27 protein-coding genes are annotated in these 25,783 nt (G+C 62.9%); 20 read left to right on the top strand and 7 right to left on the bottom strand.

Features of this window, described 5'->3' with window-relative positions; genetic code table 11:
* From BO74_RS16955 to xrtE, 13 genes are all read left to right on the top strand, one after another.
* Positions 1-1,573, top strand: a 1,573-nt coding sequence (locus tag BO74_RS16955) for an acyltransferase family protein (protein ID WP_496443895.1), incomplete at its 5' end; no start/stop codon positions are given.
* Positions 1,574-1,645: 72 nt separating this feature from the next.
* Positions 1,646-2,452, top strand: coding sequence for a hypothetical protein (locus tag BO74_RS16950; RefSeq protein WP_496443893.1), 807 nt, complete (start codon positions 1,646-1,648; stop codon positions 2,450-2,452).
* Between the two features lie 143 nt (positions 2,453-2,595).
* Positions 2,596-3,888, top strand: a complete 1,293-nt coding sequence (locus tag BO74_RS16945) for a glycosyltransferase family 4 protein (protein WP_496443891.1) — start codon at positions 2,596-2,598, stop codon at positions 3,886-3,888.
* A gap of 55 nt (positions 3,889-3,943) precedes the next feature.
* Complete coding sequence (locus tag BO74_RS16940) at positions 3,944-4,675, top strand: hypothetical protein (protein ID WP_496443889.1); 732 nt, start codon at positions 3,944-3,946, stop codon at positions 4,673-4,675.
* Complete coding sequence (locus BO74_RS16935) at positions 4,672-6,120, top strand: O-antigen ligase family protein (protein WP_496443887.1); 1,449 nt, start codon at positions 4,672-4,674, stop codon at positions 6,118-6,120. The genes BO74_RS16940 and BO74_RS16935 overlap by 4 nt, the downstream gene beginning before the upstream one ends.
* Positions 6,113-7,354 (top strand): outer membrane beta-barrel protein, encoded by a 1,242-nt coding sequence (locus BO74_RS16930; RefSeq protein WP_496443885.1) that lies wholly within the window; start codon positions 6,113-6,115, stop codon positions 7,352-7,354. Before BO74_RS16935 ends, BO74_RS16930 begins: the two co-directional genes overlap by 8 nt.
* A 28-nt stretch (positions 7,355-7,382) precedes the next feature.
* Entirely contained in the window at positions 7,383-8,027 is a 645-nt protein-coding gene (locus BO74_RS16925; RefSeq protein WP_496443883.1) for a polysaccharide biosynthesis/export family protein, read from the top strand.
* 47 nt (positions 8,028-8,074) lie between these two features.
* The gene (locus BO74_RS16920) at positions 8,075-10,288 is read left to right on the top strand and encodes a GumC family protein (protein WP_496443881.1); all 2,214 of its coding nucleotides are present in this window, start codon (positions 8,075-8,077) and stop codon (positions 10,286-10,288) included.
* A 32-nt stretch (positions 10,289-10,320) separates the two neighbouring features.
* Positions 10,321-11,064, top strand: a complete 744-nt coding sequence (locus BO74_RS16915) for a tyrosine-protein phosphatase (RefSeq protein WP_496443879.1) — start codon at positions 10,321-10,323, stop codon at positions 11,062-11,064.
* Positions 11,061-11,702, top strand: a complete 642-nt coding sequence (locus tag BO74_RS16910) for a hypothetical protein (protein WP_496443877.1) — start codon at positions 11,061-11,063, stop codon at positions 11,700-11,702. The genes BO74_RS16915 and BO74_RS16910 overlap by 4 nt, the downstream gene beginning before the upstream one ends.
* Positions 11,703-11,792: 90 nt before the next feature.
* Positions 11,793-12,353, top strand: coding sequence for a hypothetical protein (locus BO74_RS16905; protein ID WP_496443875.1), 561 nt, complete (start codon positions 11,793-11,795; stop codon positions 12,351-12,353).
* Between the two features lie 66 nt (positions 12,354-12,419).
* Positions 12,420-14,480: a hypothetical protein gene (locus BO74_RS16900; RefSeq protein ID WP_496443873.1), complete on the top strand. Its 2,061-nt coding sequence runs from the start codon at positions 12,420-12,422 to the stop codon at positions 14,478-14,480.
* Positions 14,477-16,120: an exosortase E/protease, VPEID-CTERM system gene (xrtE, locus tag BO74_RS16895; RefSeq protein WP_496443871.1), complete on the top strand. Its 1,644-nt coding sequence runs from the start codon at positions 14,477-14,479 to the stop codon at positions 16,118-16,120. The genes BO74_RS16900 and xrtE overlap by 4 nt, the downstream gene beginning before the upstream one ends.
* Before the next feature lie 26 nt (positions 16,121-16,146).
* Here xrtE and BO74_RS16890 read toward each other — a convergent pair whose 3' ends face one another.
* Positions 16,147-16,542, bottom strand: a complete 396-nt coding sequence (locus BO74_RS16890; RefSeq protein ID WP_496443869.1) for a hypothetical protein — start codon at positions 16,540-16,542, stop codon at positions 16,147-16,149.
* A 176-nt stretch (positions 16,543-16,718) separates the two neighbouring features.
* Here BO74_RS16890 and BO74_RS16885 point away from each other — a divergent pair, with 176 nt between their 5' ends.
* The 7 genes from BO74_RS16885 to BO74_RS16855 all read left to right on the top strand — a co-directional run bounded on the left by BO74_RS16885 (position 16,719) and on the right by BO74_RS16855 (position 22,314).
* Entirely contained in the window at positions 16,719-17,672 is a 954-nt protein-coding gene (locus tag BO74_RS16885) for an IS1595 family transposase (protein ID WP_496443867.1), read from the top strand.
* A gap of 194 nt (positions 17,673-17,866) precedes the next feature.
* Positions 17,867-18,607: a DUF1194 domain-containing protein gene (locus BO74_RS16880; RefSeq protein ID WP_496443865.1), complete on the top strand. Its 741-nt coding sequence runs from the start codon at positions 17,867-17,869 to the stop codon at positions 18,605-18,607.
* A gap of 49 nt (positions 18,608-18,656) precedes the next feature.
* Complete coding sequence (locus tag BO74_RS16875; protein ID WP_496443897.1) at positions 18,657-19,754, top strand: nucleotidyltransferase family protein; 1,098 nt, start codon at positions 18,657-18,659, stop codon at positions 19,752-19,754.
* Position 19,755: 1 nt separating this feature from the next.
* Entirely contained in the window at positions 19,756-20,142 is a 387-nt protein-coding gene (locus tag BO74_RS16870; protein ID WP_496443863.1) for a VanZ family protein, read from the top strand.
* Between the two features lie 33 nt (positions 20,143-20,175).
* A complete protein-coding gene (locus BO74_RS16865; RefSeq protein ID WP_496443861.1) occupies positions 20,176-20,358 on the top strand; it encodes a sugar nucleotide-binding protein in 183 nt (60 codons plus the stop codon).
* A gap of 52 nt (positions 20,359-20,410) precedes the next feature.
* Positions 20,411-20,674, top strand: coding sequence for a sugar nucleotide-binding protein (locus tag BO74_RS16860; protein ID WP_496443859.1), 264 nt, complete (start codon positions 20,411-20,413; stop codon positions 20,672-20,674).
* 161 nt (positions 20,675-20,835) lie between these two features.
* Positions 20,836-22,314 (top strand): mannose-1-phosphate guanylyltransferase/mannose-6-phosphate isomerase, encoded by a 1,479-nt coding sequence (locus tag BO74_RS16855; RefSeq protein ID WP_496443857.1) that lies wholly within the window; start codon positions 20,836-20,838, stop codon positions 22,312-22,314.
* 453 nt (positions 22,315-22,767) lie between these two features.
* Here the strand turns inward: BO74_RS16855 and BO74_RS16850 are convergent, their stop codons facing one another.
* The 6 genes from BO74_RS16850 to BO74_RS16825 form a co-directional block, all read right to left on the bottom strand.
* Positions 22,768-23,184, bottom strand: coding sequence for a hypothetical protein (locus BO74_RS16850; protein ID WP_496443855.1), 417 nt, complete (start codon positions 23,182-23,184; stop codon positions 22,768-22,770).
* Positions 23,185-23,262: 78 nt separating this feature from the next.
* The gene (locus BO74_RS16845; RefSeq protein WP_496443853.1) at positions 23,263-24,039 is read right to left on the bottom strand and encodes a hypothetical protein; all 777 of its coding nucleotides are present in this window, start codon (positions 24,037-24,039) and stop codon (positions 23,263-23,265) included.
* Positions 24,036-24,716 carry a hypothetical protein gene (locus tag BO74_RS16840; RefSeq protein WP_496443851.1) on the bottom strand — a complete coding sequence of 227 codons (681 nt, stop codon included), beginning with the start codon at positions 24,714-24,716 and terminating at the stop codon, positions 24,036-24,038. Before BO74_RS16840 ends, BO74_RS16845 begins: the two co-directional genes overlap by 4 nt.
* Positions 24,717-24,801: 85 nt before the next feature.
* The gene (locus BO74_RS16835; RefSeq protein WP_496443849.1) at positions 24,802-25,257 is read right to left on the bottom strand and encodes a hypothetical protein; all 456 of its coding nucleotides are present in this window, start codon (positions 25,255-25,257) and stop codon (positions 24,802-24,804) included.
* Entirely contained in the window at positions 25,254-25,511 is a 258-nt protein-coding gene (locus BO74_RS16830; RefSeq protein ID WP_496443847.1) for a hypothetical protein, read from the bottom strand. Before BO74_RS16830 ends, BO74_RS16835 begins: the two co-directional genes overlap by 4 nt.
* Before the next feature lie 54 nt (positions 25,512-25,565).
* The coding region (locus tag BO74_RS16825) for an IS3 family transposase (RefSeq protein ID WP_496443845.1) at positions 25,566-25,783 on the bottom strand (218 nt) is incomplete at its 5' end.

Raw genomic sequence — 25,783 nt, 5'->3', positions numbered from 1 at the left:
GCGTATCTCGCCCCTCATAACCCAGCTTACGCGCATCAATCTTTTCCATGCGGAAATCATACAGCAAACAGCCTATTTAAGGGCCGGGTTAATAATTATGTATCTGTTGCACCGTCATTGTCGGACAAGGATTTGGTTGATTCTATCGATGGGGTGCGCGGCTTCGTTTGCACTGAATCTCTATTTCGTTTCAAGCAAGCCCGAGGCAACTTTCTATCTGTTGCCTACACGTGCATGGGAGTTGCTTGCTGGCAGCCTTGGCTACTATGTGGCGACCCATTTTTCGCGTTCGCGCCGCGGTGATGACATGCTCGGCAAGCTTGGCATGGCACTCATTATTGCGGGTGTTGTGGCGTACTCCCGAGAAATGGCATTTCCCGGTACATTCGCGCTGCTGCCGGTGGTCGGTGCAGCGCTTGTTATTGTTGGGGGGGGGCGGCAGCATACGGCAACTTCTAGCTTGTTGAGCCTGTCGCCCATCGTTTATATCGGCAGGATTTCCTACCCCCTTTATCTTGTGCATTGGCCGATACATGTCTTTGCGCGTCAAGCTCTGGGTGATGATTACACAACCCCGGTTCGCCTCACGATGTTTCTGGCATCGATTGTGCTGGCGTTGATGATCTACCACCTGATAGAGCAACCGGTTCGCAGTGGCCGATTGCGCTTATCCGGGTCGTCGATTGCTAGCGCTTACGGGGCGGGGATTGTGGTCACCGTGGGTCTGGTGGCGGTTACCCTGCACGCGGCCGGTTTTCCACAACGGTTTCAAGAACAGGCCATGCATTTGGCCAGCTTCGTCAAAGATCGGACGCAGGTGCCTGAGTGCGAATACCGCGGCCAGCGATTGGCGTCCCGTGAGGATTTTTGTCGCATGGGGGCAAGGGATGCTGACCCCGAGTGGCTGATCTTCGGCGATTCACATGCCGCCGCCGCATTCGGTGCTTTCGATGAGTGGCTAGCCGGGCAGGGGAAGTCCGGATTGTTCATGTTCCGCAATTCCTGCATGCCTGTTACGGGTATACATGTGTTCAAGGATAAAGGGCTTTGCCTCGCATTCAATGACGCTATTGCCAGCTTTCTTGCGCAGCAGCAATCGATCCGCCGTGTCCTGATGGTGTCTTGCTGGCGCCAGCCTATCGAAGGAGGGGTATCAACTCATATCAACAATCTGGTATCGCGTGAAGAATCGTTAAAGGTATTCGAGAACCGTTTCCGGGCGTCGATTGAAAACCCTCACCAGCTTGGTAAGCAGGTATACGTCTGGGAACCGGTTCCGGGTGGGCGTGGCAACGTACCCGTCGAATTGGCGAAAGCGCAAATCGCTGGCATGCCTGCTGACATCGAATTTCGCAAGGAAGAATATCTTGCCGAGTTTGATTTCTTCTTTTGGTTGCTGGATGCGAACAGTCACCTGATCAAGCAGACATTTTCCCCTTCGGCAGCCCTGTGTGCATCCGGTACTTGCAAGGTTGCGGAGAACGGTAAACCTCTTTATCACGATAACGCACACGTCACGGCATCATCAGCGGGTTTTTGGGCTGCGATGATGCGGAGTCAGTACAGGCCATAGAGGTGATCTGGGATTTCCCTGTCATGCCTGAATAGCGCGAATCTGAGCAAACTACCAAACAAACCCAACCCGATGACCTCCGCGACCAAACAAAAGAGCAACCGCGCCAATGCCCTGAAGAGTACCGGTCCCAAAACGGCCGAAGGAAAATCCCGGGTGAGCGGCAATGCGTTGCAACACGGCATGCTCAGTCGTCACCTGATCGTCGCGGGCGAGCGGCAGGAAGATTTCGACACCTTGCTGGCCCGGATGATGCAGGAACTCGAACCCGTTGGCCTCGTCGAGATGACGCTGGTGGAACGGGTAGCCGTGGCGATCTGGCGGCAGCGCCGCCTGGTGCGGGCCGAGTCGGCCCAGATAACCCTCGGCAATCTCGACCACAGCGACATGGCGGCCTCCCACGTGGCACCCTATCTCGGTCGCGACTGGAACGACAAGCTGGTCAGGTCGGTGGTGGCCGAGCGGCCCGAAGACATTCCCGACTATGCGCCCGACGACGTGCTGGAAGAACTCGCCATCTTTCAGGCTGCATTCGACTCGGGAATCGTCGACCTTGCGCAGCTCGAGGAAAAGTTTCCCCTGCCTTACGAAGTGATATGCGGTTTTGCCGGGGCGCAGGGGCCGGCGGCTTACCTCGCCAGGCATTTCAGTTCGCTGCGCGAACTCCTCGGCAATTTCATCCGCCAGTACCAGGACAAGCTGGCCGGTTTCGAGGTGCGCCGCATGTTGCAGCTCTACCGCGAAAGCCGTGCTTTGCCGGCCGCGCCGGAGATTCTTTCGCGCTACCAGTCGGCGCTCGACAATGAACTCTACAAGGCGTTGCGGGCCCTGCGCGACGCGCAGTCCTGGCGCTTGTCCCGCATGCCCGTGGTGACTTGACGTGCGCTTGGCGACAAGGCCGCGCGAACCGTCGTGCTGGTAAACCGACTGTTCGCGCGTCCCGTGACGGCGCCCGATATTCCATTGCGCAAAAGGTAAAGTTACTTTTGTATGATGGCGGGGTGATCGAACCGGATCAACTGATGCCGCCTCCCCCCTGCGTCCTCATCTTTGCCGAGCAGGCATCCCTGCGCGCCGCCGGCGAAGCGGGCTTGGCCGTGCATTACTTCCGGGTACTGCGCAAGCAGGGGGTTCCGGTCTGGCTGGTCTGTCATGCGCGCGCCCGCGACGAACTGGAAGCGCTGTTTCCCGATGCGGGGCCGACGCTCCGCTGGGTGGAGGACAGCTTGCTGCAAGTCATCCTTTACCGGCTTGGCCAACTGCTGCCGACGCGGTTGGCGGTCTTCACCACGGGTTTCCTCTCGCGCCTGGTCACGCAGGTCCGCGCCTTGCCCATGCTGCGCGCGCTCATCGCCGAAGCCGCTATCGACGTGGTGCATCAGCCCATGCCGGTTTCGCCGCGTGAGCCCAGCCTGTTGCGCCGTCTTGGCGTTCCGGTGGTGATCGGGCCGATGAACGGCGGCATGGATTTCCCGCCTGCGTTTGCCCGGCGCCAGAGCGGGGTGGTCGATTGGCTGATCCGCGCCGGTCGCGCGCTCACGGATCAGCTCAACGGCTGGCTTCCCGGCAAGCGCGAGGCCGCCATCCTGCTGGTCGCCAACGCCCGCACGCGCGCGGCGCTGCCGGCGGCAACGCGCGGCGAGGTCATCGAACTTGCTGAAAACGGCGTCGATTTCGATGTTTGGCGCCCCGGGTCGCCTGCGCCCTCGGGCCCGGGCAAGTGCGTGCGCTTCGTCTTCATGGGGCGGCTCATCGACTGGAAGGGTGTCGACCTGCTGCTGCAGGCTTTCATGCGGGCGCGCGGACGCGCGGTCATGCCGCTCAGCCTGTCGATTATCGGCGCGGGTCCAGAATGCCGCCGGCTCAAGGCATTGGCGGCGCGGCTCGAAATGCTCTCGGCCCGGCCCGGGGTGCCCGGTTGCGTCTGCTTTCACGGCTACCTGCCGCAGGCCGAGTGCGCCCGGCAATTGCGGCAGAGCGACGCGCTGGTGCTGCCCAGCCTGCTCGAGTGCGGCGGCGCGGTCGTGCTCGAGGCCATGGCCATGGCCCTGCCGGTGATTGCCACGCAATGGGGCGGCCCGGCGGATTATCTGGACGCCGACTGCGGACTCCTGATCCCGCCAACTTCGCGCGTCGATCTGGTGGAAGGGTTCGCGGCCGCCATGGCGCGGCTTGCGAACGATCCCGGACTGGCGCATCGGCTGGGTGAGGCGGCGCGTCGCAAGGTCGCACGCGAATACGATTGGGAGGCCAAGGTGGCCGGCATCCGGCAGGTTTACGCGAGGGCCATCGCCGGGTTTTCACGCAGGCAATGAAAATGGTAAACATATTGTGGTAATGTGCCATAATTACCTCATGGGCGTCGTGATCGTGCAAACATTACCTCCGCTGCGCTGGTGTTGCTGGCCAATGGCTTTTTGGCGGCCTCGTTTTTCCTTGCGTGGCGCGCTGCTTGCCTTGGCCTGCGTCATCGGCCTCGTCGCGGCTGCATTCGTCGTCGCGCAAAATCAGGCGGGCGGAACGACTGACGAGGCTTCGTACAGCGAGGTGCAGGCGTTCATCGAGCGCTTTACCGTCGAAGGGTTCCCGCTCGACGAGGTGGTGTCATCGGCGCTCGAATTGGGCTACAAACCTGAGCTGGTCGCCGCTGTGCTGGCCAGCCAGAAAATCGATCCCGTCACGGTCGCGGTCGTCCTCGTCAATGAGGGGGTAGCACGCGATGTGGCCGCCGCCGCGGTCATCGTGGTCTCCGATCCGGTCGTCGCCCCCGCGGTGAAGGCGGCCGTTTCGGTCGGCGCGAGCGAAACTGAAACCAAGGCGATCGAGGCCGTCACCCCCACGCCGAAAACCGAACCCGCCCCGACCCCGGCGGCGACCGAGCCAGTCCAGCCCGCGGAGACGCCCGCTGCAACGGAACCGGCGCCGGCGCCTGAAACGCCCCCGGCGGAGCCGCTGCCGCCCGCGGCTCCCGTACCGGTTCCCGAACCCACCCCTGAACCCGCGGCACCGGCCCCCCAGCCTGTCCTGGAACCCGTGGCGCCGGTGCCACCGATCGTCACCCCGCCGATCATGGGGGGCGGCGGGGGATCGACGCGAAATTGACGCAGCCTGTTTGGGCCGTCCGGTTCGACCGGTGGCTTTTCTATACCTTTCTTGTCCTGCTGATCTGGGCGCCACTGCCGCTGGGCAGCAACCGGGTCTGGGCCATTGGCTTGCTGGCCGGCCTGCTGGGTGGGCTGCTCGGTGCATTCGCCATTGTCGGGCTCTATCTGAAGCGTTCGCCACTGCCCGCCCTGACCCGCGGCTGGCCCGCCGTCGCGGCGCTCGCGGCCTTCCTGCTGCTGCTGCAATTCCAACTGGTCGCCCCCTGGTCCGGCGTCTCCAGCGTCGACCCCCACCATACCCGCCAGCACCTGGTGTTGGCCACGGTCCATGCCAGCGCCCTGCTGCTGGTGCTGCTGCTGGTCACCAGCGGGCGCCGCCTGCGCCTGCTGGCACTGGCGCTGGTGTTTTCCGGGGTGGCGCAGGCATTGCTGGCCATCATGCTGCATGCCGCGCACGCCAAAACCAGCCTGTTCTATTTCGAGATCGATCATGCCCTGCGCGCTTTCGGCAGCTTCAGTTATCACAACAGCCTGGCCAACTACCTGATGATGACACTGGCCCTGGGCATCGGCCTGCTGCTCGCCGGGGTCGAGGGCGGCATGGCGCCCATGCGCGGATGGCGACAGCGCACGGCCGCATTGCTGAGCTTCGTGCTATCGCCGGCGATGCGCCTGCGCCTGATCCTGGTTCTGATGGTCATCGCGCTGGTGCTGACGAAGTCGCGCATGGGCAATGTCGCCCTGCTGCTGGCGATCGTGGCGCTCGGCGTGCCACTCCTCTACCGGGCCGGGCGGCTGAGCCGCAGGGGACTTTGGCTGCTGCTGAGCATCGTCGCCATCGATGTCGCCGTGGTCGGCCAGTGGATCGGGTTCGACCGCGTCGCCGAGCGCCTCAACGAGACGGCGATCGTCCGCCTCAACGAGACGGCGATCGTCCGCCTCGACAGCCCGGCCGAGGAAAGCCTCGAGGATCGCAGCGGCCCGGCCCTGCATGCCCTGGCCATGGTGGCCGAACGGCCGCTGTTCGGCTTCGGCGCCGGCACCTTCCATGTTGCTTTCCCGCGCTTCGGCGGGCCCGAGATTCGGCAGTACTACGATCACGCCCACAATGACCCCGTCCAGTTCGCGGCTGAAACCGGCCTCGTCGGCACGGCCCTGCTGTCCGTGCTGGTAGTCGCCGCCCTCAGGCGTGCCGTGCAGGTCCGCCGCGCGCCCCATGCGCCGCTCGACGCCGGGCTGGCCTTCGGCCTGATTCTGGCGATTCCGGCGGTCCTGCTGCAGTCGACCGTCGATTTCCATTTCCAGATCCCCGCGAATGCGCTGACTTTCGTCGTGTTGCTGGGGATCGCCTTCGTGTTGCGGACGCAGGGTGTCGGGCAGCGTTCGTGCCACGCACCGTGCTTTCGCCATTCCCCCATGACTTCAGGTGCTTGCCATGTTTGACAAAAATCTTGCCGTGATCGGCCTCTGTTTGCTGGGCGTGGGCGCCGCTTGCGCCCAGCAGGAACCCGCTGCTGCCGTGCCCGCCGGCAGGGACGGCGAACACGGCAACCCGCTCAAGTTCGGCAGCGTGGTCTTCTATCCTTCCGCGGCCCTGCGCTTCGGCCATGACGACAACATCACGCTGGCGCCCCGCAACCCGACCGGCTCGACGACGCGGGTTCTGCGCGCCGGCCTGCTGGCCGACTACGAGCAGGACGGCGACCGCTACCTGCTGGGTTACGACGGCACCTACAATCGCTACCAGTCCAGTTCCATCGACAACGTCGACAATCACCAGTTGACCTTGCAGGGCAATAACTTCTTCACCGCGCGCCACGCGCTCAGCTGGCAGGCGATCTACCAGGATGGCCACGACCAGCGCGGCTCGACCGACCGCGACCGTGTCGGCGGCACGGTCAGCGCCGATCGCGAACCCGATCATTTCACCCAGTGGCGCATCGGCGGCACTTATCGCTACGGCGCCGAGGGTGCGCGCGGCCGGATCGAGGTCGATGCCTTCCAGAACGCCAAGCAATACCGGAACAACCGCGACTCGACGCGCACCGCCGATGTGGATTCCCGTGAACTCGGCTTCCGCTTCCTGTATCGCATCATGCCCAAGACCCAACTGGTTTTCGAACTGCGCGATGCGAACTACGATTACCGCGCCGCGGATGCCGGCCTGGACAGCACCGAGCGGCGTTACCTGATCGGCGCGAACTGGACCGCGACCGCCGCCACTTCGGGTTCCCTCCGGGTCGGCCGCACCGTGCGCGATTATCGCGAATTCCGCTCGGGCTTCAGCGGCCTGTCCTGGGAAGCGGCGATCAACTGGAAGCCGCTCACGTATTCCCGTTTCGATTTCACCACTTCGCGCGGGGTGACCGATCCGGTGTCGTCGCTGATCCAGACCAACTATGTCCTGACCACCGCCTATGGCGTCAAATGGACGCACGACTGGAAATCCTATCTGCGCTCGGTGCTGGGCTGGAGCCAGTTGCGCTCGGACTACGACGAAACCGGGGCCACGCAGCGCAAGGACAGGGTAAACATATACCAATTTGGGGTATATTATGACTTCAGGCGCTGGATGAGCCTGGGCCTAGAATTCAACCAGGGCCGGCGCGACTCCAATGATCCCGACTTCGATTATGTCCAGCAGCGGACCATGGCGGTGGTCGAGGTAAAGTTTTAGGCCGGCGGGCAACTTTGGGTAGAGATTGATGAAACTGCATGATCGTGTTTACCTCTCATGGCAGCGGGTTTGCCGGATCGTGTGCGCCTGCGCGGCTGGTCTGGTCCTGATGTCCTGCGCGGGGCCGGCGCCGGTGTTGGCTCCGCCCCCGGAGTCAGACCCTTCCATCGTCGCCTCAGCCCAGGAGCAGCAAGAGATCGCGCGTTTCGTTTCCACCTATCGACTCGCCAGCGGCGACGTACTGTCGATTCGCGTCTTCGGTGAACCAGACCTGAGCCAGCCCGGCGTGCGCCTGACCGATTCCGGCACGATTTTCCTGCCGACGATCGGCGAACTCAGCGTCTCCGGTCTCAGGCTCGGCGAAGTCGAGCGGCTCGTGGTCGAGCGCCTGCGCGGGCGCATCCTGGTCAATCCCATCGTGTCGGTCTCGATCGAGCAATACCGGCCGTTCTTCATCAACGGCATGGTCAGGTCGCCCGGTGCTTATCCCTTCCAGCCTGGCCTCACCTTGCGCAAGGCAGTATCGCTCGCCGGCGGATTGCTGGAGCGCGCCTCCCTGCGCAAGATGTTCGTCATCCGGGCCGGCGACCCGTCCCAGTCGCTGGAGCGGGTTGAATTCGCCAGCACCGTGATGCCTGGCGACGTCATCACCATCGAGGAAAGCTTTTTCTGATTCCTGCGCCGGGTCCCGGCGCATCATTTCCAGGTGCCACCGTTATCATGAAAGACTCGCTCCCCGCCTTTCCCGCCGATGAGGATCCGTTTCGTCCCGCCCCCGCCGGCGATGGCGACCTGATCGTCTACTGGCGCGCCATCCGCAAGCGCCTGTGGGCGATCCTGCTGCTTGCCGCGGTGGTTACCCTGCTGGGCGCCGCGATCGCCAACTCCATGCCGCCGCTCTATCGGTCGACGACCACCCTGCTGATCGATCCGAGCAAGCAGGCGGTCGCGCGCAAGGATGACGGTTTCATGCTCGACAGTCCCTATGGCGACAACGTGCAGACCCAGATCGAGGTGCTCAAGTCGCGCAATGTGGTGATGCAGGCGATTCGCGGCATGCGGCTATGGGAACGTGCCGAGTTCGATCCGCGCAAGCCGCCGCCGGCATGGGAAGCCCAGGTTAGGGAATGGCTCGGGATCCCGACGGCGCCACCCGTCGACTGGACCGACGACCGGCTCGCCGAAGCGGTCTATGGGGCGTTCCTGGGCCGGGCCAGCACCGAAGTCCCGCCGGGAAGCCGCCTGGTTCGCCTCAGCTTCGAGACTGCCGACCCCGACCTTGCGCCGGTGATCCTGAACAACTGGGTGCGCGTGTACGTCGAGGTCGATCGCGAGGCCCGCTTTCAGGCTTCGCGCGGCTTCAATGCCTGGCTGCAGGAACGCGCCGCCGACCTCCAGCAGAATCTGGCCCGGGCCGAGCGTGCCTTGCAGAGCTATCGCGAGCAGAACAACCTGGTCAATGTGCGCGGCAAGGCCGAGGCGGTCAGCACCACCCAGATGGAAGGACTCATGCCCCAGATCATCTCCGCGCGCGTCAAGCTCACCGAGGTCGAGAGCATCTACCGGCAGGTGCAAACCGTCCGGGATGGCGACTACAGCAGCGTGCCCTGGATCATGAACCGGACCGAGGTCGCCGATGCCAACGCGCGCGTTACCGCGGTGAAATCCAAACTGGCCCAGTTGTCGCAGAAATACGGCTTCGAGCATCCGATCATCGTCCAGGCCGAAGCGGAACTTGCCGAAGCGCGGGCGAACCTCAAGGGCAAGATGTCCCTCGCCGTCTCCAGCCTCGCGCGCGAATACGAAAACGCGCGCGAGACCCTCGGCGCGCTCGAACGCGTCACCGCCGTCGAGCGCAACAAGGCGCAGGGCGTGAACAAGGTGGAGTTCCAGCTCGGCCTGCTCGAGCGGGAGGTCCAGACCAACCGCGAGATGTTCGACATGTTCATGACGCGCGCCAAGCAGATCGATATCGCCTCCGATCTCGATAAGGTGGTCGCCCGCGTGATCGACGCGGCAATTCCCGTGTATGCGCCGGTCAAGCCGAACAAGCCCAAGATGATTCTCGCCGCCCTGTTCATCGGCCTGTTCATCGGCTTGGTCGGGGCGTTGCTGCTCGATGCGCTGGACAACAGCATCAAGGGCGCCGACGATCTCGAAAACCGCCTGCACCTGCCGGCGCTGGCCTCGCTGCCGCTCCTCGCCGCGGAACCGGGCCATGCCACGCTGGCCATTTACCAGGAGCAATCGGGCTCCATCTTCGCCGAGGCGGTACGCACCGCGCGCACCGGGTTGCTGTTATCGGCGCTGGATGACCCGATCCGTGTTTTCGCGGTGACATCCAGCCTGCCGTCCGAGGGCAAGTCGACCTTCGCGAGCAATATTGCCCTGGCGCTCTCCCAGAACAAATCGACGCTGCTGGTCGAGGCGGACATGCGTCGCCCGGGGCTGGCCAAAAGTTTCGGCCTGCCAGCTGATTGCAAGGGGCTTGCCAATCTCGTTTCCGGGGATACCTTGATCGATGAATGCATCCACCCGATGGAAGGCAGCACCCTGAACCTGCTGCCGGCCGGCACCCTGCCGCCCAACCCCCTGGAACTGCTTTCATCGAAGCGGTTCGCGGATACCCTGGCCATGCTCAAGGAGCGCTTTGAAGTGATCGTCATCGACACGCCGCCAGTCGAGCTGGTCAGCGACGCGCTGATCGTCGCCAGCCTGGCCTCGGCGACGGTGTTCGTGGTGCGCACTGCCGATACCCCCTTGCCGATCATCCGCAAGGGGCTGCAAAAGCTGCAGCGAGTCGACGCGCGCGTGCTCGGGGTGGTCCTGAATTCGGTCGATTTCGACAAGGCCCAGCGCTACTACGGTGAATACAAGGGCTATGGCAAGCGGGGCTATTACGGAAGCTACGGCACGGCGCGCACGACTGCCTGAACCCCGGTCGCCGGGCTGAGCGAAGCATCGCCGTGATCGACATTCACACGCATTGCCTGCCGGGCATCGACGACGGGCCGGCCACCGCGGAAGAAGCGCTCATGATGCTGCGGCTGTTCGTGGCGGAAGGGGTCAGGCATGTGGTCGCCACCCCGCATGTTTATCCCGGCCGCTTCGACAACGATCGCCGGAGCATCGCCGCTGCGCTCGACGCGTTGCGCGTGCTTGCTGCACCGCTCGGTTTGCCCTTGACCCTTGGCTGCGCCGGTGAAGTGCGGCTGTCCGAACACCTGCCGGACCTGCTGGCCCGCGACGCGATTCCCTTCCTGGGCGAATCGGAAGGCTGGCGCAACATGCTGCTCGAACTGCCCGATGCACAGATACCGATCGGCACGGCACGGCTCCTGCGCTGGCTGGTGGAAAAGGGCATTCGGCCGGTGATCGTCCACCCGGAAAGAAACCGCCAGATCCGCGAGGCGCCCGTCCTCGTCAAACCGATGCTCGATCTCGGTTGCCAGCTTCAATTGACGGCCGGATCGCTGCTGGGCAACTTCGGACCCCGGGTCGAACGGGCCGCGCGCTTCATGCTCGACCGCGACTGGGTCGCCGCGCTGGCGAGCGATGCCCATGACGGGTCGAAACGGCGGCCGTGCCTGAACGCGGCGCGCGACTGGATGCGCCGGCATTACGATGACGCCCTCGCGACACGCCTCACCCTGACGGGGCCGGCCTTGTTATGCGGCGATGCGTTGCCGGGCACGGAAGGCCGCGCATGAGCGGCGCCCGCGGCGGGGCAGGGCGCCCGGCGCCGGCGCTGGCCGCGCTGGTCGTCCTGTTGCTGCTGGGCAGCTGGCTGTTCTGGTCGGCCCAGCGCCTCGTCGTGGCAGACTGGCTGGCGATGGAGCCGCGCTACCGCATTGGCTTGTGGGCGGCCGGCAAGGCTGGCTGGGACATGGCCCAGTGGTCGGCGATGCAGGCAAAGCTGCGCCGCGCCCTCGCGGTCGATGCCGACAATCCCGTGTTGCATGATTACCTCGGCGCCCTGTATGCCTTGCAGGGCCGCAAGTACTGGCGCAGCGAAGCCTTGCGGCGGGGCTTTTTCCTCGATGCGCGGCGCCACCAGGAAGCCTCGCTGCGCCTGCGGCAGGTGAATGGCCGGACCTGGGCCAGCCTGGCGTTGTCCCTGCACGCGCTGGGCGCGCCGCAGGAGCGCTTCCTGCACGCCGTGCGCCAGGCCCGCTACCACGCCCCGCACGATCCGCAGGTGCACAAGCTGGTGCTCGCCCTGCTGTTCGCGCGCCGGCAGGCACTTCCCGCGGATTTGGACGACTGGGTCCGGAGCCTGCGCGCGAATCCCGTCACCAACCGCAACGGCTGGATCGACCGCATCGCGCGCGATGCCGGGGTAAGGTAAATATATTTTTCGAAAACAGTACCGCGCACGCTTGCGTTGCGGTAAATATGTTAGTAAATTTCGCGTACCGGAAATATTACGGAAAAAATCATGACATACCTGCGCATGTTCGTTGTCGGTTTCGTTACGGTGTTGGGCAGCCTCCTGCCCGGGTATGCCAGCGCCGATACGCAATACAACTTTTCCTTCACGACGGACAACGGCATCACGTCATCCGGTTGGTTCATCCTCGGTGACGACTGGGCGCCGAGCCAGTCATGGCAGGCTGTGTCGACTTATTCCGGCAGCTTGAACATAGGTCTTCAGGCCGGGATTACTTCCGGTTCCTTTACGTCGCTCAGCGTATATAACATCCCGGTAACGAATCCCGGTAATCCCTATGGCATTCGCTTCATTGTCGGTGGAATCACCTACACGGCGCTGGACAACAAGGATCCCGGTACGTATGAGTTTCCTTATTCGCTGACCTACAAGCCTAGCGGCGGTACCTCCACTGATTCGAAAATTCTGACCCATACATTCACCAGCGCAGAGCTCGTTCCAGAAATCGACGGCGGTAAGCTGGCACAGGCTGCCTTGCTGGTGGCGATGCTCTTCTTGCTGTTCCGGAGTCGTGAACGCTTTTCCGTGGCTTTGCCCAGGTTTGCCTGATGCTCCTTTCGTAATCCGGCATGGCATGACGGAACGCCCAGCCGGGCTGGGCGTTTTTGTTTCAACATGAACCCCGTGAATTTCTTCCGCCTCATCGTCGGCGTGGTGCTTGCCTTCCTGGTGCAGCCGGCCTGGGCCGACATCGTCGCAACCATCAATGGCGAGTCGCTCAGCCGAGCCGAACTGGAACAGGCAGCCGCCGAGGCTCTTGGACCGCGACGCGGCGAAACGCTGCCCCGCGAACTGCTCGACCGGACACTGCAGGCGCTGATCGATGAACGTCTGCTTGCCCAGGCGGCCCGGAAGACAGGCCTTGACCGGGAAGACGACGTGGCCGAGGCGATTGCGCGCACGCGGCGGCAGGTCCGCGTCGAAGCTTTCCTTGCCACACGCTTGCGCGGGCTGGCGCCGGCGGGCGACCCGGAGATCGATCGCTATATCGCCTCCCATCCCCGGCATTTTTCCCAGCGCCTGACCTATCATTACCAGCGGCTGAAGTTTCCCGTGGCCGCCGGCTTGAGCCGGGCACGTTTGCAAGAGGCATTGCGCACTCACAAGGAAATGGAAAACGTGCGGGCATGGGCGCGTCGCAACGGTTGGCCGGTCGTGATCGAATTGCGCTGGCAGGGAGCCGAACAGATCGAGGCGCGCTATCTCGACCTGCTGGAAAAACTCGGGGAGGGCGAACTGGGAACGCTGCTCGAAGACGATTCGGGCCAGCTCGCCATCGTCAAAAAAATCCGCGCCTATCCCGACCCCGTCGATGCCCGCAAGCTGCGTGGCGCGATCGAGCGCGGCCTCGAGGCCGATGCCCGCGTCGCTGCACTGCAGGCGCTGGCGGCGCAGCTGCGCGCGCAGGCGGACATCGTGTATGAAGCCGTCCGGGAGGATGCTCCTGTCGTCGCCCGGGCAGGTGATTTACCTGTCGAGCGCGGGGCGATGGAGCGCGAGCTGCGCCGGCGGGGCATTTCCTCGCCGACCCCGGAAGTCACCCGCAAGGTCGTCGATGCCTTGATCGACGAGCAGCTTCTTCATAGGGCGGCGCAGGAAGCCTTGGCGGGGGACGAAGGCACGCTGGCCCCCGTCATGGATCGCGCGGTGCGGCGCCTGCTGGGGTCGCTCCATCTCGAACGTGCCCTGCAGGGCGTGCGCCCGCCCGCGCAGCGCGAGGTGAATGCAGTAGTGGCACAGCGGCCGGTGCTATTTAGCGCGCGCCAGGTGTTTCGTTTCCGGCAATTGCTGCTCCAGCCCGCCGCCGCCGCAGCGCTCGAGGAAATCCGCGCGGCCGCGGCGGAAACGCCCGACTGGGACAGGCTCGAACGCCGCCTGGCAGAGCGCGGCTGGGTTGGGGGCCGCAGCGCACTCTGGCGCGGTCCCGAGCAGCTCGACGCGGCGACGCTCGCCGCGCTGGACGGCATGGCCGATGGCGAAGTGCGCGTCCTGGCGCCGCAGGAAGCCGGACCGGTCGTGATCCTGCAACGCGTCACCGCCCATGCCGACCCCATCGACGTTGAGCAGGCCGGCGAATTCGCCGCGCAGGCCCTGCTGGGGCAGCGCCGTACCGAGGCGGCACGCCAACTGCTCTCCGACTTGCGCGCGGCGGCCCGCGTCACGGTCGCGAAAGATTTGACGGTGGCCCGGTCCAGGCCGGCCGTGCCCCTGCAGACCGAGTCGTGGTCGGCCACGCAGTGGGGCAGCTTCGCCGCCGCGACCTTCCTCGCGTTGCTGCTGCCGCTGGTTCCCGCCGCGCTGGCCTGGTTCACGGTGCAGTCGCGCCGCAAAACCGAATTCATCCTGAATTTTCCGCAACAGCTCTCGCTGCGCGAGCGCATCGCGGGGTTTTCCCATGCGGGCGTCTTCGTCTTCGCGGTCGGGCTGCTGGCGACGGCAGTGGCGCTTGCCCTGGGCGGGCTGCTGGCTTACCTGCTGCGCGGCCAGCTGACGCCGGATCGCCTCCTCGTCGCCGGCGTGGCGGGCCTCTATCTCGGCCTGGCGGGGGCCGCCCTGCTGCTGCTGCGGCTGCGCCGCTGGACGCTGGGCGCCGTCGATAACCGCTGGTGGCCGCTGCTCGGCCTGCTGGGCGCGCAGGGGGCCAGCCTGCTCGCGCTGCGCTGGGGGTTGGCATGATGAAAGCGACGTGGTTGCCCGGCATGGCGCGCGGACTGGCCTGGGTGCTCCTCCTGCTGCTGGCCGAGGGCGTGGCGCTGCGCTTCGGCCGCTGGCTGGCGATCGAAACGGCGCTGCCCTACGCCAGCCCGCGCCTGTCGGCGCTGGTCGCGCACCGCGACCTGGTCAAGGGACTGCTGTTCGGCGTGATCAGTCTGGCCATGTTGCTGTCGCGCGAAGTGTTGCAGCCGGCGAACCGTGCGCTCCTGCTGGCCTACCGGCCGTCCCGCAAGCTGCTGCTGTTCAATGCCATATGCTTCGTGTTCCTCGGCAGCCTGCTGTGGACGCTGCCCGCTCCGCGCGTGGCGGCGCTGCTGGGCGACGATGGCGTGTTCGTGCTGCTTTATCTGGCCCTGACGGCGGGCTGGCTTGGCGTGGCGTCCAGCGCGGCGCTGTTGTTGTTGCCGCCGGACTGGCTGCGCGCGGTACTGCGCCGCAACCTGCCCGGTGTCAGCGCCGTCGCGGGCGGCGTGATCGCGTACATCCTCGCGCAAAACTTGCTGTCCCATTTCGAGGGCTTCTGGTCGGGGCTCTTCCTTGCCCCGACCATCGCCATCGCGACGCGTCTCGCGCGCCTGCTGGGGATGGGCGACGTGGCGCATACGGGCGGCAGCTATTTCGGCACGCCGAGCTTCACCGTGGATATCGGCCCCACCTGCCTGGGCTACCAGGGCGTCAGCATCGTCCTGCTGGTGCTGGCCGGCTATTTCGTGATCAATCGCGCGCAGCTCAAGTTCCCGAACGTGCTGGTCATCCTGCCGCTGGCGATCGTGCTGCTGCTGCTGTTCAACGCCGCGCGCATCGCGTTCCTGGTCGCTATCGGCACCTACGCCTCGCCCGAGGTGGCGGTGATGGGCTTTCATTCGACAGCAGGCTGGGTGGAACTGATCCTGACCCTGGCGCTGGCCCTGTTCGTCATTACCCGCTACGCATTTTTCAAGCGCCCTCCGCGCATCGAAGCCGGTGCGCCCGCCTTGCAGCGCGAGGAACTGCTTTTCCTGCCGCTGGCGGCGCTGATCGGCGCCTCGTTCCTGACCCAGTTGATGACCGGCGGCTTCTACTGGGCTTACCCGGTGCATATCCTCGTCGCTGCCTGGGTGGCCTGGAAAATTCGTGCCGCCCTGCCTCCGCTGAGAGTCGTCAGTCCGCTGCTCGCAGTCTTCACTGGCCTGCTCGTGTTCGGCCTCTGGATCATCCTGATCCGTCCGGACGCCGAGGCAGCGATGCTGTTTCGCGACCGACTGTTCGCCGTGGCGCCCGCCTGGGCGGCGGGGTGGCTGTTCCTGCGTGTGGCTGGCGCGGCGATCGTCGTCCCGCTGGTCGAGGAACTGGCTTTCCGGGCCGGTTTGCTGCGCCTGATCGAACGCCGTGCCGGCGCCATGCTGTCGCCGGCATGGGCGCGCGGCGCCGGATTGGCCGTGTCGACCGCCGCTTTCGCGGTCCTGCATGGCGACTGGGTCGCCGCCGGCCTGGCCGGCTTGTGCTACGGCGCGCTGTATCTGCGCAAGGGCAGCCTCGGCGATGCGATTCTGGCGCACGCGGTCACCAACTTCACGCTTGCCCTGTACGTCATGGTCTGGGAGCGATGGTCCTACTGGTAGGCGCTGTCCCGCGCCCGCGCCGGGGGTCAGTCTTCCTCGGGCTCTGCGCGAAGACGCCCTAAGTTATCCGGCGCATACGTTTCGTCGAGCCGGCTGCACACGCGCTCCCAGGCCTCGATGAGCTTCGGTTCGGCCTGGATGATCTTCGAGCGCAGGTTTTCCGTGGAGCGGTCGAGCCGGATCCAGTTTTCCCCGGCAAGTCTGACCAGCTGATTCCGGATGCCGATTTCGCTGTACGGGAACAGGGCGTAGAACTGCTTGAACATCATCTTTTCGTTGCGGAGATGCGCCTGGATGATCTTCAGCACGACGTCGTGGCAAATGACAGAGTCCTTGATGGGGAATTCCTCCGCCATCAACTTGCGCAGGTAAACCAACAGATCGACAAGTTCCTGTTCTTTTTCCGGAGTGAGAGGCTGCATGCCTGTTGCGTAAACTTTATCGTTAATGCTTGATATCAGTTTCCCGCATGATCGCGTCCGCTCCAAGTGGAAAAACCCAAAAAGTCTCTTGATTAGCAATGAACGTCAGCCGGGCTCATCTGGTGAGCTTTGCTGACCGTAAAGTCACCTCCAACGAACAAACGGAGGGACGTGCAATGGCGATGAATCGAATTCAATTTCAACCGGGACTGTCGATGCCGGATTTTCTGAAGGACTACGGAACCGAAGCGCAATGCGAGCATGCGCTTGAAGCGATGCGCTGGCCGAGCGGCTTTGTCTGTACGCGATGCAGCCACGCCGCCCATTACGTTCTGCGCGATGGCGTTCGCAAGGTCTTTCAGTGCAACGCGTGCCGGCATCAAGCCTCGCTGATTGCCGGAACCGTGTTTCAGGGCACCAAGCTGCCCCTGACGATCTGGTTCCTGGCGATCTACCTGATCAGCCAAGCCAAGACCGGACTGTCGGCCTTGGCATTGAAGCGACAACTGGGTGTGAGCTACCCGACGGCGTGGCTGATTCACCACAAACTCATGCAGGTGATGGCCGAACGCGAAGATCGCTATGTACTTGAAGGGGCAGTCCAAATCGATGACGCCTATCTGGGCGGTGAACGCAGTGGGGGCAAGGTCGGCCGGGGTTCGGAGAACAAGGTGCCGTTTGTCGCGGCCGTATCGCTGAGCGACGACTCTCGCCCGTTGCGCATCAAGCTGACGCCTGTCTCCGGCTTCACCCTCAAGGCGATTGCGGTCTGGGCGAAAGACCATCTCGACCCCGCCAGCGTAGTCTTCTCCGATGGACTGGCGTGCTTCGAGGCCGTCACCGAGGCGGGTTGTCGCCATCAACCCACGGTCATGGCCGGACGCAAACCCAAAGACGTCCCCGAGTTCAAATGGATCAACACCATTCTCGGTAATCTCAAGACCAGCCTGACGGGGTCCTACCATGCGTTCGACTTCCGGAAGTATGCGGCGCGTTATCTGGCGGCGTTCTGTTATCGCTTCAACCGACGATTTGACCTGCGCACGCTGCATCAGCGTCTGCTGATCGCTGCGGCTGGCTGCGCGCCGCAACCCCGGCGCTCGATTACGTTGGCTGACGTTCATTGCTAATCAGGAAAAGTCTTTATGTATTTACCATGCCGACCGCTGGGCGCAGGTTCTTGGTGGGAAAATCCGCACCGGCTCGGTGCGGTAACCTTACCTATGCTGTAATATGCTTACCTGTAACCGGAACGGGCACCTGAACCGGGCCGGCCGGTCATGCCCCCTGAGTGTCTGTTGGCAACCGTTTGGAGCGCAAGCTTATGTCGAGAATCGGCGGTAAATCCCTTTCTGCGTCGCGCGTGTTTTGGCTGGCCGCGCTGGTGCTGTCCGTGCTGGTCATTTCTCCGTTCTCGCGGGCTGCCGAAGCCGTCGATGCCGAAATCATGTTGCTGGTCGATGTTTCGCGCAGCGTGGATGCGAAGGAATACCTGCTGCAGCGCGACGGTTATGCCGACGCCTTCCGCGATTCCGCGCTTTTCGATGCATACATCGCCAAGGGCCGCCACCGGCGCATCGCCGTGACCCTTATGTACTGGTCTTCTCCCGACTTAAGGCGGGTGGCCGTGCCCTGGATGCTGATCGACAGCCGCGCAGCCGCTCAGGGCTTCGCCGAAGCCATCATCAAGGGGTCCGCCGCTTCCGACGGGAAGGGATTGGCTGCCCGCCCGTTCGATGGCACGACGGCGCCGGGTTCGGCCCTGGCTTTCGGTTTTCCACTCTTTTTCGATAATGCTTTCGAAGGAACGCGCAAGGTCATGATCGTTTCTGGCGACGGCCCCGAAAACGCCGGCATCCCGACACCCAAGGCGCGCGACGAGGCGTTGGCCGCCGGCATCGATACGATCAACACCCTGCCGATCGGCTCCGAGACCCTGAAGGCGTGGTATGTCAAGAACATTCAAGCCGGCAAGGATGCCTTCACGGTCGGCGCCAAGGATTTTCCCGATCTGCCGGCCGCGATCCGGCATGTTCTGCAGCGGACGCTGTCCCCGGATCGCTAGGGCGCGCGCAGCAGACCAATTTTTCCACGGAGTTGCAAACTTGAAAGCGATGATCCTCGCCGCGGGTCAGGGCACGCGCGTGCGTCCCCTGACCAAAAGCATTCCCAAGCCCATGATTCCCATCCTGGGCAAGCCGGTCATGGAGTACCTGATCGAACATCTGGCCAGCTTTGGCATCCGCGAGATCATGGTCAATGTATCGCATCACCATGAGCGCATCGAAAACTATTTCGGCAACGGCCACCGCTGGGGCGTGGAGATCGGCTATTCGTACGAGGGCGCGCGCGATCACGGGGACATCGTGCCGCGCCCGCTCGGGTCGGCGGGCGGGATGCGCAAGATCCAGGATTTCAGCGGCTTCTTCGACACCACCACGCTGGTGATCTGCGGCGATGCCATCATCGACCTCGACCTCCGGGCGGCCCTCGATGAGCATCGGCACAACAACGCCCTGGCCAGCGTGGTGGCACTGAATGTCGAGCCCGCGCAGGTGTCTTCGTATGGCATCGTCGTCGCCGATGATGCCGGCCGCATCCAGTATTTTCAGGAAAAGCCGCGCCCTGAATGCGCCCGCTCCACCCTCGCCAGCACCGGCATCTATCTGTTCGAACCGGCAGTGCTCGAGCTTGTCCCCCAAGGCGTGCCCTTCGACATCGGCAGCCAGCTCTTCCCGCTGCTGGTCGAGAAGAGCCTGCCTTTCTTTGTCCAGCAGCGTCACTTCAACTGGATCGACATCGGCAACATCGCCGACTACTGGGCCGTGCTGCAGCGCGTCCTGCGCGGCGAGGTCGCGACGATGGACATGCCCGGCCACGAGGCCAGGCCGGGCGTATGGCTCGGGCTCAACACCTCGATCGCGTGGGACGAGGTCGACATCACCGGCCCGGTGTATGTCGGCTCGGGCGTCCGCATCGACGCCGGCGCCACCGTCGTCGGCCCGACCTGGATCGGGCATGGCTGCCACCTGCGGCCGGGCGCGAACGTAGAGCGCAGCATCCTTTTCGAATACACCCGCATCGCGGATAACCAATTCTTCGCCGACAAGATTATGTCACCCTATTATTGTGTTGATAGCTGTGGCGAGGCAGAATACTCGGGCGATGACGCCTGCCCCATGCGCTGGGGAGATTCGCGCGGTAGAACCTAGCGTGTTTGATACGAAGATGTTCCGAATTCTGCTGTGGACTTTTGCCATGGCGCTGTTTTATGTGGCGGTGGCAATACCGATGCCGGGAGGAGAGCAGGGCACCTTGTCGGTTTTCGACAAGGCGACCCATGTGTTTGCTTATGGTTTTCTGACTCTGCTTGGTCTCGCGGGCAGGTATGCAGCCACGCCGCTGGCGATGTCACTCCTCCTGCATGGTACGCTCTTGGAAGTCTGCCAAGGTCTGTTTACCACCTACCGCACGGCCAGCCTCGCTGACTGGCTGGCAGATGGCATGGGGATTGCCGTCGCACTTTTACTCGCCGGCTTGGGGCGTTTTCTGCTAGCGCGTCTCGGTCGGAAGGCTCGATCATCGCGGATCGCAACATGAAAATTTTCCTTACCGGAAAGAACGGCCAGGTCGGTGTCGAACCGCAGCGAGTTCGCCCCGCTGAGCGAAATCGTGGCGGCCGATCAAGCGGAATGCAATCTTGCCGATGCGTTTGCAATTCGTCGCTTGGTGAGAGAGACACGGCCCAAGGTCATCGACAATCCGGCGGCTTATACGGCTGTGGACGAGGCCGAGACTGTGCCGCTCCTGGAGTAGACCATCAACGGCGTGGCGCCCGGCATTTTCGGCGAGGAAGCGGCGCGCATCGGTGCTCTCGTCGTGCGACTACGTTTTCGATGGCGGCAAGGACGGCTGCTACGCCGAGGAAGAGGTGCCCAATCCGCAGCGCATCTACGGCAAGACCAAGTTTGCCGGCGAACAGGCGCTGCCCGCCAGCGGCGCGAAATACCTGGTCTTGCGTACCAGCTGGCTGTCGGTGCGCATGGCGCCAATTTCGCCAAGACCACGCCGCGCTTGGCAGCCGAACGACATGGGCAGAAGGAGTTCGCTGCCCCCACTTTCGCCGCGCTGATTGCCGACGTGACGGCGCAAAATCTTGACCAATATGCTCAGAGGTGCCGTCCCGCCAGCGCCGACGTTCGATGCAGGAGCAAGGGGCAAGTTGCAAGGAGGGAACACCCCTGAACTTTTTCGGTTGTTGCTTGAGAATTGAACATAGAGAGAAATAACAACATGCTTCATCCAGTCATTCTTTCCGGTGGTTCCGGTGCCCGCTTGTGGCCGTTGTCACGTGCGGCGGTACCAAAGCAGCTACTGCCGCTGGTGTCAGAATTTTCGATGCTGCAGGAAACCGTGCAACGTGTGGCCGGAGTGCAGGGTATGGATGCGCCGCTGATCGTCTGCAATAACGATCACCGCTTCCTGATTGCCGAGCAGCTGCGCCAAATCGACGTGCGCCCCGCCGCCATCGTGCTCGAACCAGTGGGGCGAAACACCGCACCAGCCGCTGCCGTTGCCGCCCTGCAGCTAATTGAAAAAGACCCCGAGGCAGTCATGCTGCTCTTGCCGGCCGATCACTTGATCACCGACGTCCCCGCCTTTCACCAGGTCATCGACCAAGGCTTGCAAGCGGTGTGGCAAGGCCATCTGGTCTGTTTTGGTATTATGCCAAATGCACCTGAAACCGGCTATGGCTACATCCAGCAAGGTGAGCCTTTGCAAAACACGGCAGCTCACCGCGTCGCCTGTTTCATCGAAAAACCGGATGCCGACACGGCCCGGGCGCTGCTGAAGGCCGGCGGTCATTACTGGAACAGCGGCATGTTCCTTTTTTCCTGTCGGCAATATCTGGACGAACTGGAGCAGTATGCCCCGGCGATGTGGCGTGCCTGCAAAGAATCCTGGGCCAGTCGGTACCATGACCTTGATTTCTGCCGGCTCGGCGAAACCGCGTTTGCTGCCTGCCCAGCCGATTCCATTGATTATGCGGTGATGGAACGCACCGAACGGGCCTCTGTGGTACCGGCCGACATCGACTGGAACGACATCGGTGCCTGGTCCGCCTTGTGGGATGTCGGTACCAAGGATGCTGCGGGCAATGTGGTGCGCGGCGATGTGTGGTTGGATGGCGTAACGAACAGCCTAGTGCGCGCCGAATCGCGCATGGTGACCGCCATCGGACTTAAGGATGTGGTGATCGTCGAAACTGCTGATGCAGTGCTGGTGGCGGATAACCGCTGTGCGCAGGAAGTGAAGAAGGTGGTGGACTACCTCAAGAAAACTGGTCGTAGCGAGCACGAATTCCATACTCGTGTTTTCCGCCCCTGGGGCTCGTACGAAGGCATCGACAAAGGGGATCGCTTCCAGGTCAAGCGTATCGCCGTGAAACCTGGCGCGTCGCTGTCTTTGCAGATGCACCATCACCGCGCCGAACACTGGATTGTGGTGAAGGGCACGGCTAGGGTGACCAACGGCGAAAAATCGTTTCTGGTCAGTGAGAACGAATCGACTTTCATTCCATTGGGCACGCAACATCGCCTGGAAAACCCCGGCAAAGTGGATCTGGAGATGATCGAGGTGCAATCCGGCAGTTATCTTGGTGAAGACGATATCGTGCGGATTGAGGATGTATATGGGCGGAGGGATAGGCAAACTGTTTTGCCAGCCGGGCTGGACGGACGCCGGACAGGGGTAGGAGGGGCTCGATGGTGAGCTGACGTTGGCTGGTTTGGGGCTGCAGTGCAGGCGCCGTGTGATCGTCCTGTGCCCCCCTGACCAGCGAAATCGCTATCCACGACGAGGCCATCGACAACCACCGCAGCCTACAACTGGTGGAGTCTTTTCGTTCGCATGGCCCATCCCGATGTGCGGCACAAGGCACACCAGTCGTCCCTAGCTGTGCCGTCTGCTGTTGGCCGTCGAACCGAGCATGCTGGACAAACCACGATCGCACGGAACGGTTTGCATGCGCATTGCGAACAAGCCCGAGCCATTTTGATGCACGTCTCTGCTTTGCTTCAGGCAAGCTACAAGGAAGCTGCGGAGCAGATGGCCCCCCGCTCTGTCTGGCAACGTGTCTGCGGGCATCACCAGCAAATCATCGCCGGTATCGGACCACCCAAATCCCTCCGATTGCTCGGAATCCTGCGAAAAGCATCAGGCAACTCACACGACCGACCTCTTAACCCGTTGGACTCTGCGATTGATGACCGATCTTACACAGCCGCCAGATTCGCTGTCGTGGTCTTCCTGGTTGGCTTTGCGGATGACCTTGTTGGCAGCAGCGATGGCCGACTGCAGAGACAAACCACCGGGAAGAATGGCGAAGCGGTCATATTGGCGATCATCCCCGGACGGAAGCCGTACGATCGACTGGGGGCGTTCAGGAAGCTGACTTTTATGTTGAATCAGTCCGATCAGGTCGCTGGCTTGAAAATCGCGGGGAAGGTGATTGGCGGCGCGCAGGGTGCGCACAATGTCCCGTGCGAACTGCAACGCCTCGTGCTCGTCGTCGCCGAAAACGTGGGCGTCGCAAAAGCGTGTGAGAAGAAACTCAATGAACCCAAGATCCTGTATCTGCAAGGCACTCCTCCTGTTAGTAAGTAGTGAGAGTATGCCAAACCGATGCATATGCGTTTTGGAAAAGTATTGCCGGGAGCGTTAATTCATCAGGTGCTCATAAAGGTCGGTAATTCGCTTTTCAAGTGCGCGGGGCAGTTTGCGGGCGGGAATGGCGCAGTTGCCGTCTGGTAATTCAAGGAATCGTGCCAGTTGCTTGTCCGTAAACCCCTCCTCGCGCAATCTGGCGATCCTGCGGAGACTGGGAGCCGCACTGACCTCAACTTCATCGGACGCCATCAGTTGCGCGTGCGCCAATACCATGCGCGCCGCGTTACGGGCCGTAACCCGCGTTTTCCCCAAGAGCAAGGCGCTCCCGTTGTATCCCATGGCACGTGCGATGCGGGCCGTGGAAAAACCTGCATTCTGGAGTTGCTGGACGAGGCGCCACGTCGGTCTGGCATCGACCAATGCGTGGTCGGAGGCCATTGCCGGCGTAACGGCGAGGATTTTCCGGGCCGACAGTGCACGAATCCGCAGACGCGTTCCCGCACGGATTTCCTGGATGGTGGTGTGTGAGATGTCCGTTGCGGCGGCGACAGCCCGCCGGCCGACACCCGCTGCAGCCAATTGCAGAAGGTGTGCTTTGGCGGGGGTTGCATCCACCAAGCCATTCCAGTCGCCGACGGCACGCGCTTGTTGCCGGTCACGCTCGTAGGCGCTGTTGGCCTTGCGACATTGGCTGCACCGGCACCCGGCAAGATAACGAAGCCGGTCACCGTGCGGCCGGTAGGCGGCCAGATCGTGGATGGGTTTCAGGCCGCGCGTCCTCAACGGATTGACGGACGTTGGCCCCATGGTGGCGACACCCGTACTCATGCGGCGTGTTCCTCCGGTGCGGGGTGCCGAACCGCATCGTGGGCATTGAGTTTCTCGCACCGCGCTCCGCGTGCGAAATCCTCTGGGCTGCGCTGCAGCAAGCCGACCAGCTCCGAGGTGCGTTGATAGGGGCAAACCGTGCATCCAGAGCGGCTACGGGTGCGATAGTTTTTCGAAATGCCGATGGTGGCCGCCAGCTTGCGATACACCCAGTCGCGCGTGATGCCGAGATCCACGAAAGGCATCTCCGCTTCCGGCAAAGTGAACGCGATTCGGTCGTTTTCGTCGGCACGAACGCCGACGAAAACCCACTTCCGTTGGCCATCGAACCGGGCAATCCATCGGCGGAATGGAATAAGCTTGAGTTCGCGGGTGCAATAGCGATCGCGCGGGCTGGGTAAGAAGCCGGAGAAATCCTCAATCAGGGCAAAGAGTGACTTTCCCTGAATCCGCTCGATCGGCTTGCCCAGGTATGCCTCCAGCTTGTCCTGCTCTTCGGCACCTGTGTCCGTAAAGACCATCCGGAATGGGATCTGTGGTGCTATTTCGTGCAACAGAAGGGCCAGCGCCGAACTGTCCGCGCCGCCTGATACGGGAAGGATGTAGGCGTCGGTCTCCGGATTGCCGGGAATGATGTATTGAGACGAAGCGAGATGCAGTACTTCGGAGAGATCCATGATGTTCCGGATGTGCCGTGGCGATACTCATGGATCTTACCTGTTGCGCACCCCTAATTCTGAGCGGAGTTGCGAGCGAGTTTTTCTATAGGACGGCCCAGGCGCAATACACGCATCGGTCGGGGCGATTCTCGAACGAGTCGTACGCCACGCCGTCCTTGACGGCGAGGACGTGCTTGGCCACGCGCACGATGAATGTCCCTTCAGGATGAGAACCACAGAAGGCCGCCAGGGTCATGCACCGCTCGCCCTTCCGTGCGGGGAACGATAACTTGGTGGCCCACGTCTGCCGTGACATCCAGCGCGCGAAGTCGAATCCTCGACTGCATTTGCGTCCGGCGGCCTTGAGGCAATCGTAGGCGCCGTCGTAGCTGAGCCCCCGTGCGATCACCAAGGCGCGTACCGTGCAATCGTTCCTTTGTGCTGGGCGCCTGGATGTCGCGCGACCCCCATCAGACAGTACCCAGTGATAGGCGAGCAGTTCCGTATGTCCGTCGAAGTCGACAAAACTCATCGAGGCGCGTTGCAGTGAGGCGCTCACAGAAGTCCTTTCAGTCCGGACAGCATGGGCGTGTTGTCTGCACGATGCAGGAGATGGACGGGTATTTTGCTGCCGCCGACATTGTTGCGGCGAGTGTAAATCTCCAACTGCCCCGCCAGCAGACGGGTCCAGACGACATCTTCCTCTGCGGCGGTGGCCGGACGCGTAGCCAGTTCATTCAGGACGCGGTGCAATTCGAAGCCGGCCGGCTTCAAGCGGTTGGGTTGCCAGCAGAACTCACCCAGTTGGGCCACATGGCCGTAGACCGGAAGACCTGAGGTAGGTCGTCAACCGTAGAGTCCAACGGGTTAAGCGGCTATCTGTTTTGCATGGTATTGCTGGGTGAATTGTGCCGGCGACAGATAACCCAGTCTCGCCTGCTTACGAATTCGGTTGTAGAAGATTTCAATGTACTCGGTGATTTCCTGCCTGGCCTGTGTGCGCGTAGTAAAGCGCCTGTGATGCACCAACTCGTTTTTCAGGGAACCCCAGAAACTCTCCATCGGCGCGTTGTCCCAACAATTGC

This window comes from Propionivibrio pelophilus DSM 12018, from assembly GCF_059569095.1.
Note: the sequence above shows the minus strand (reverse complement) of the source record. Positions and strands in the feature narration are given on the sequence as shown.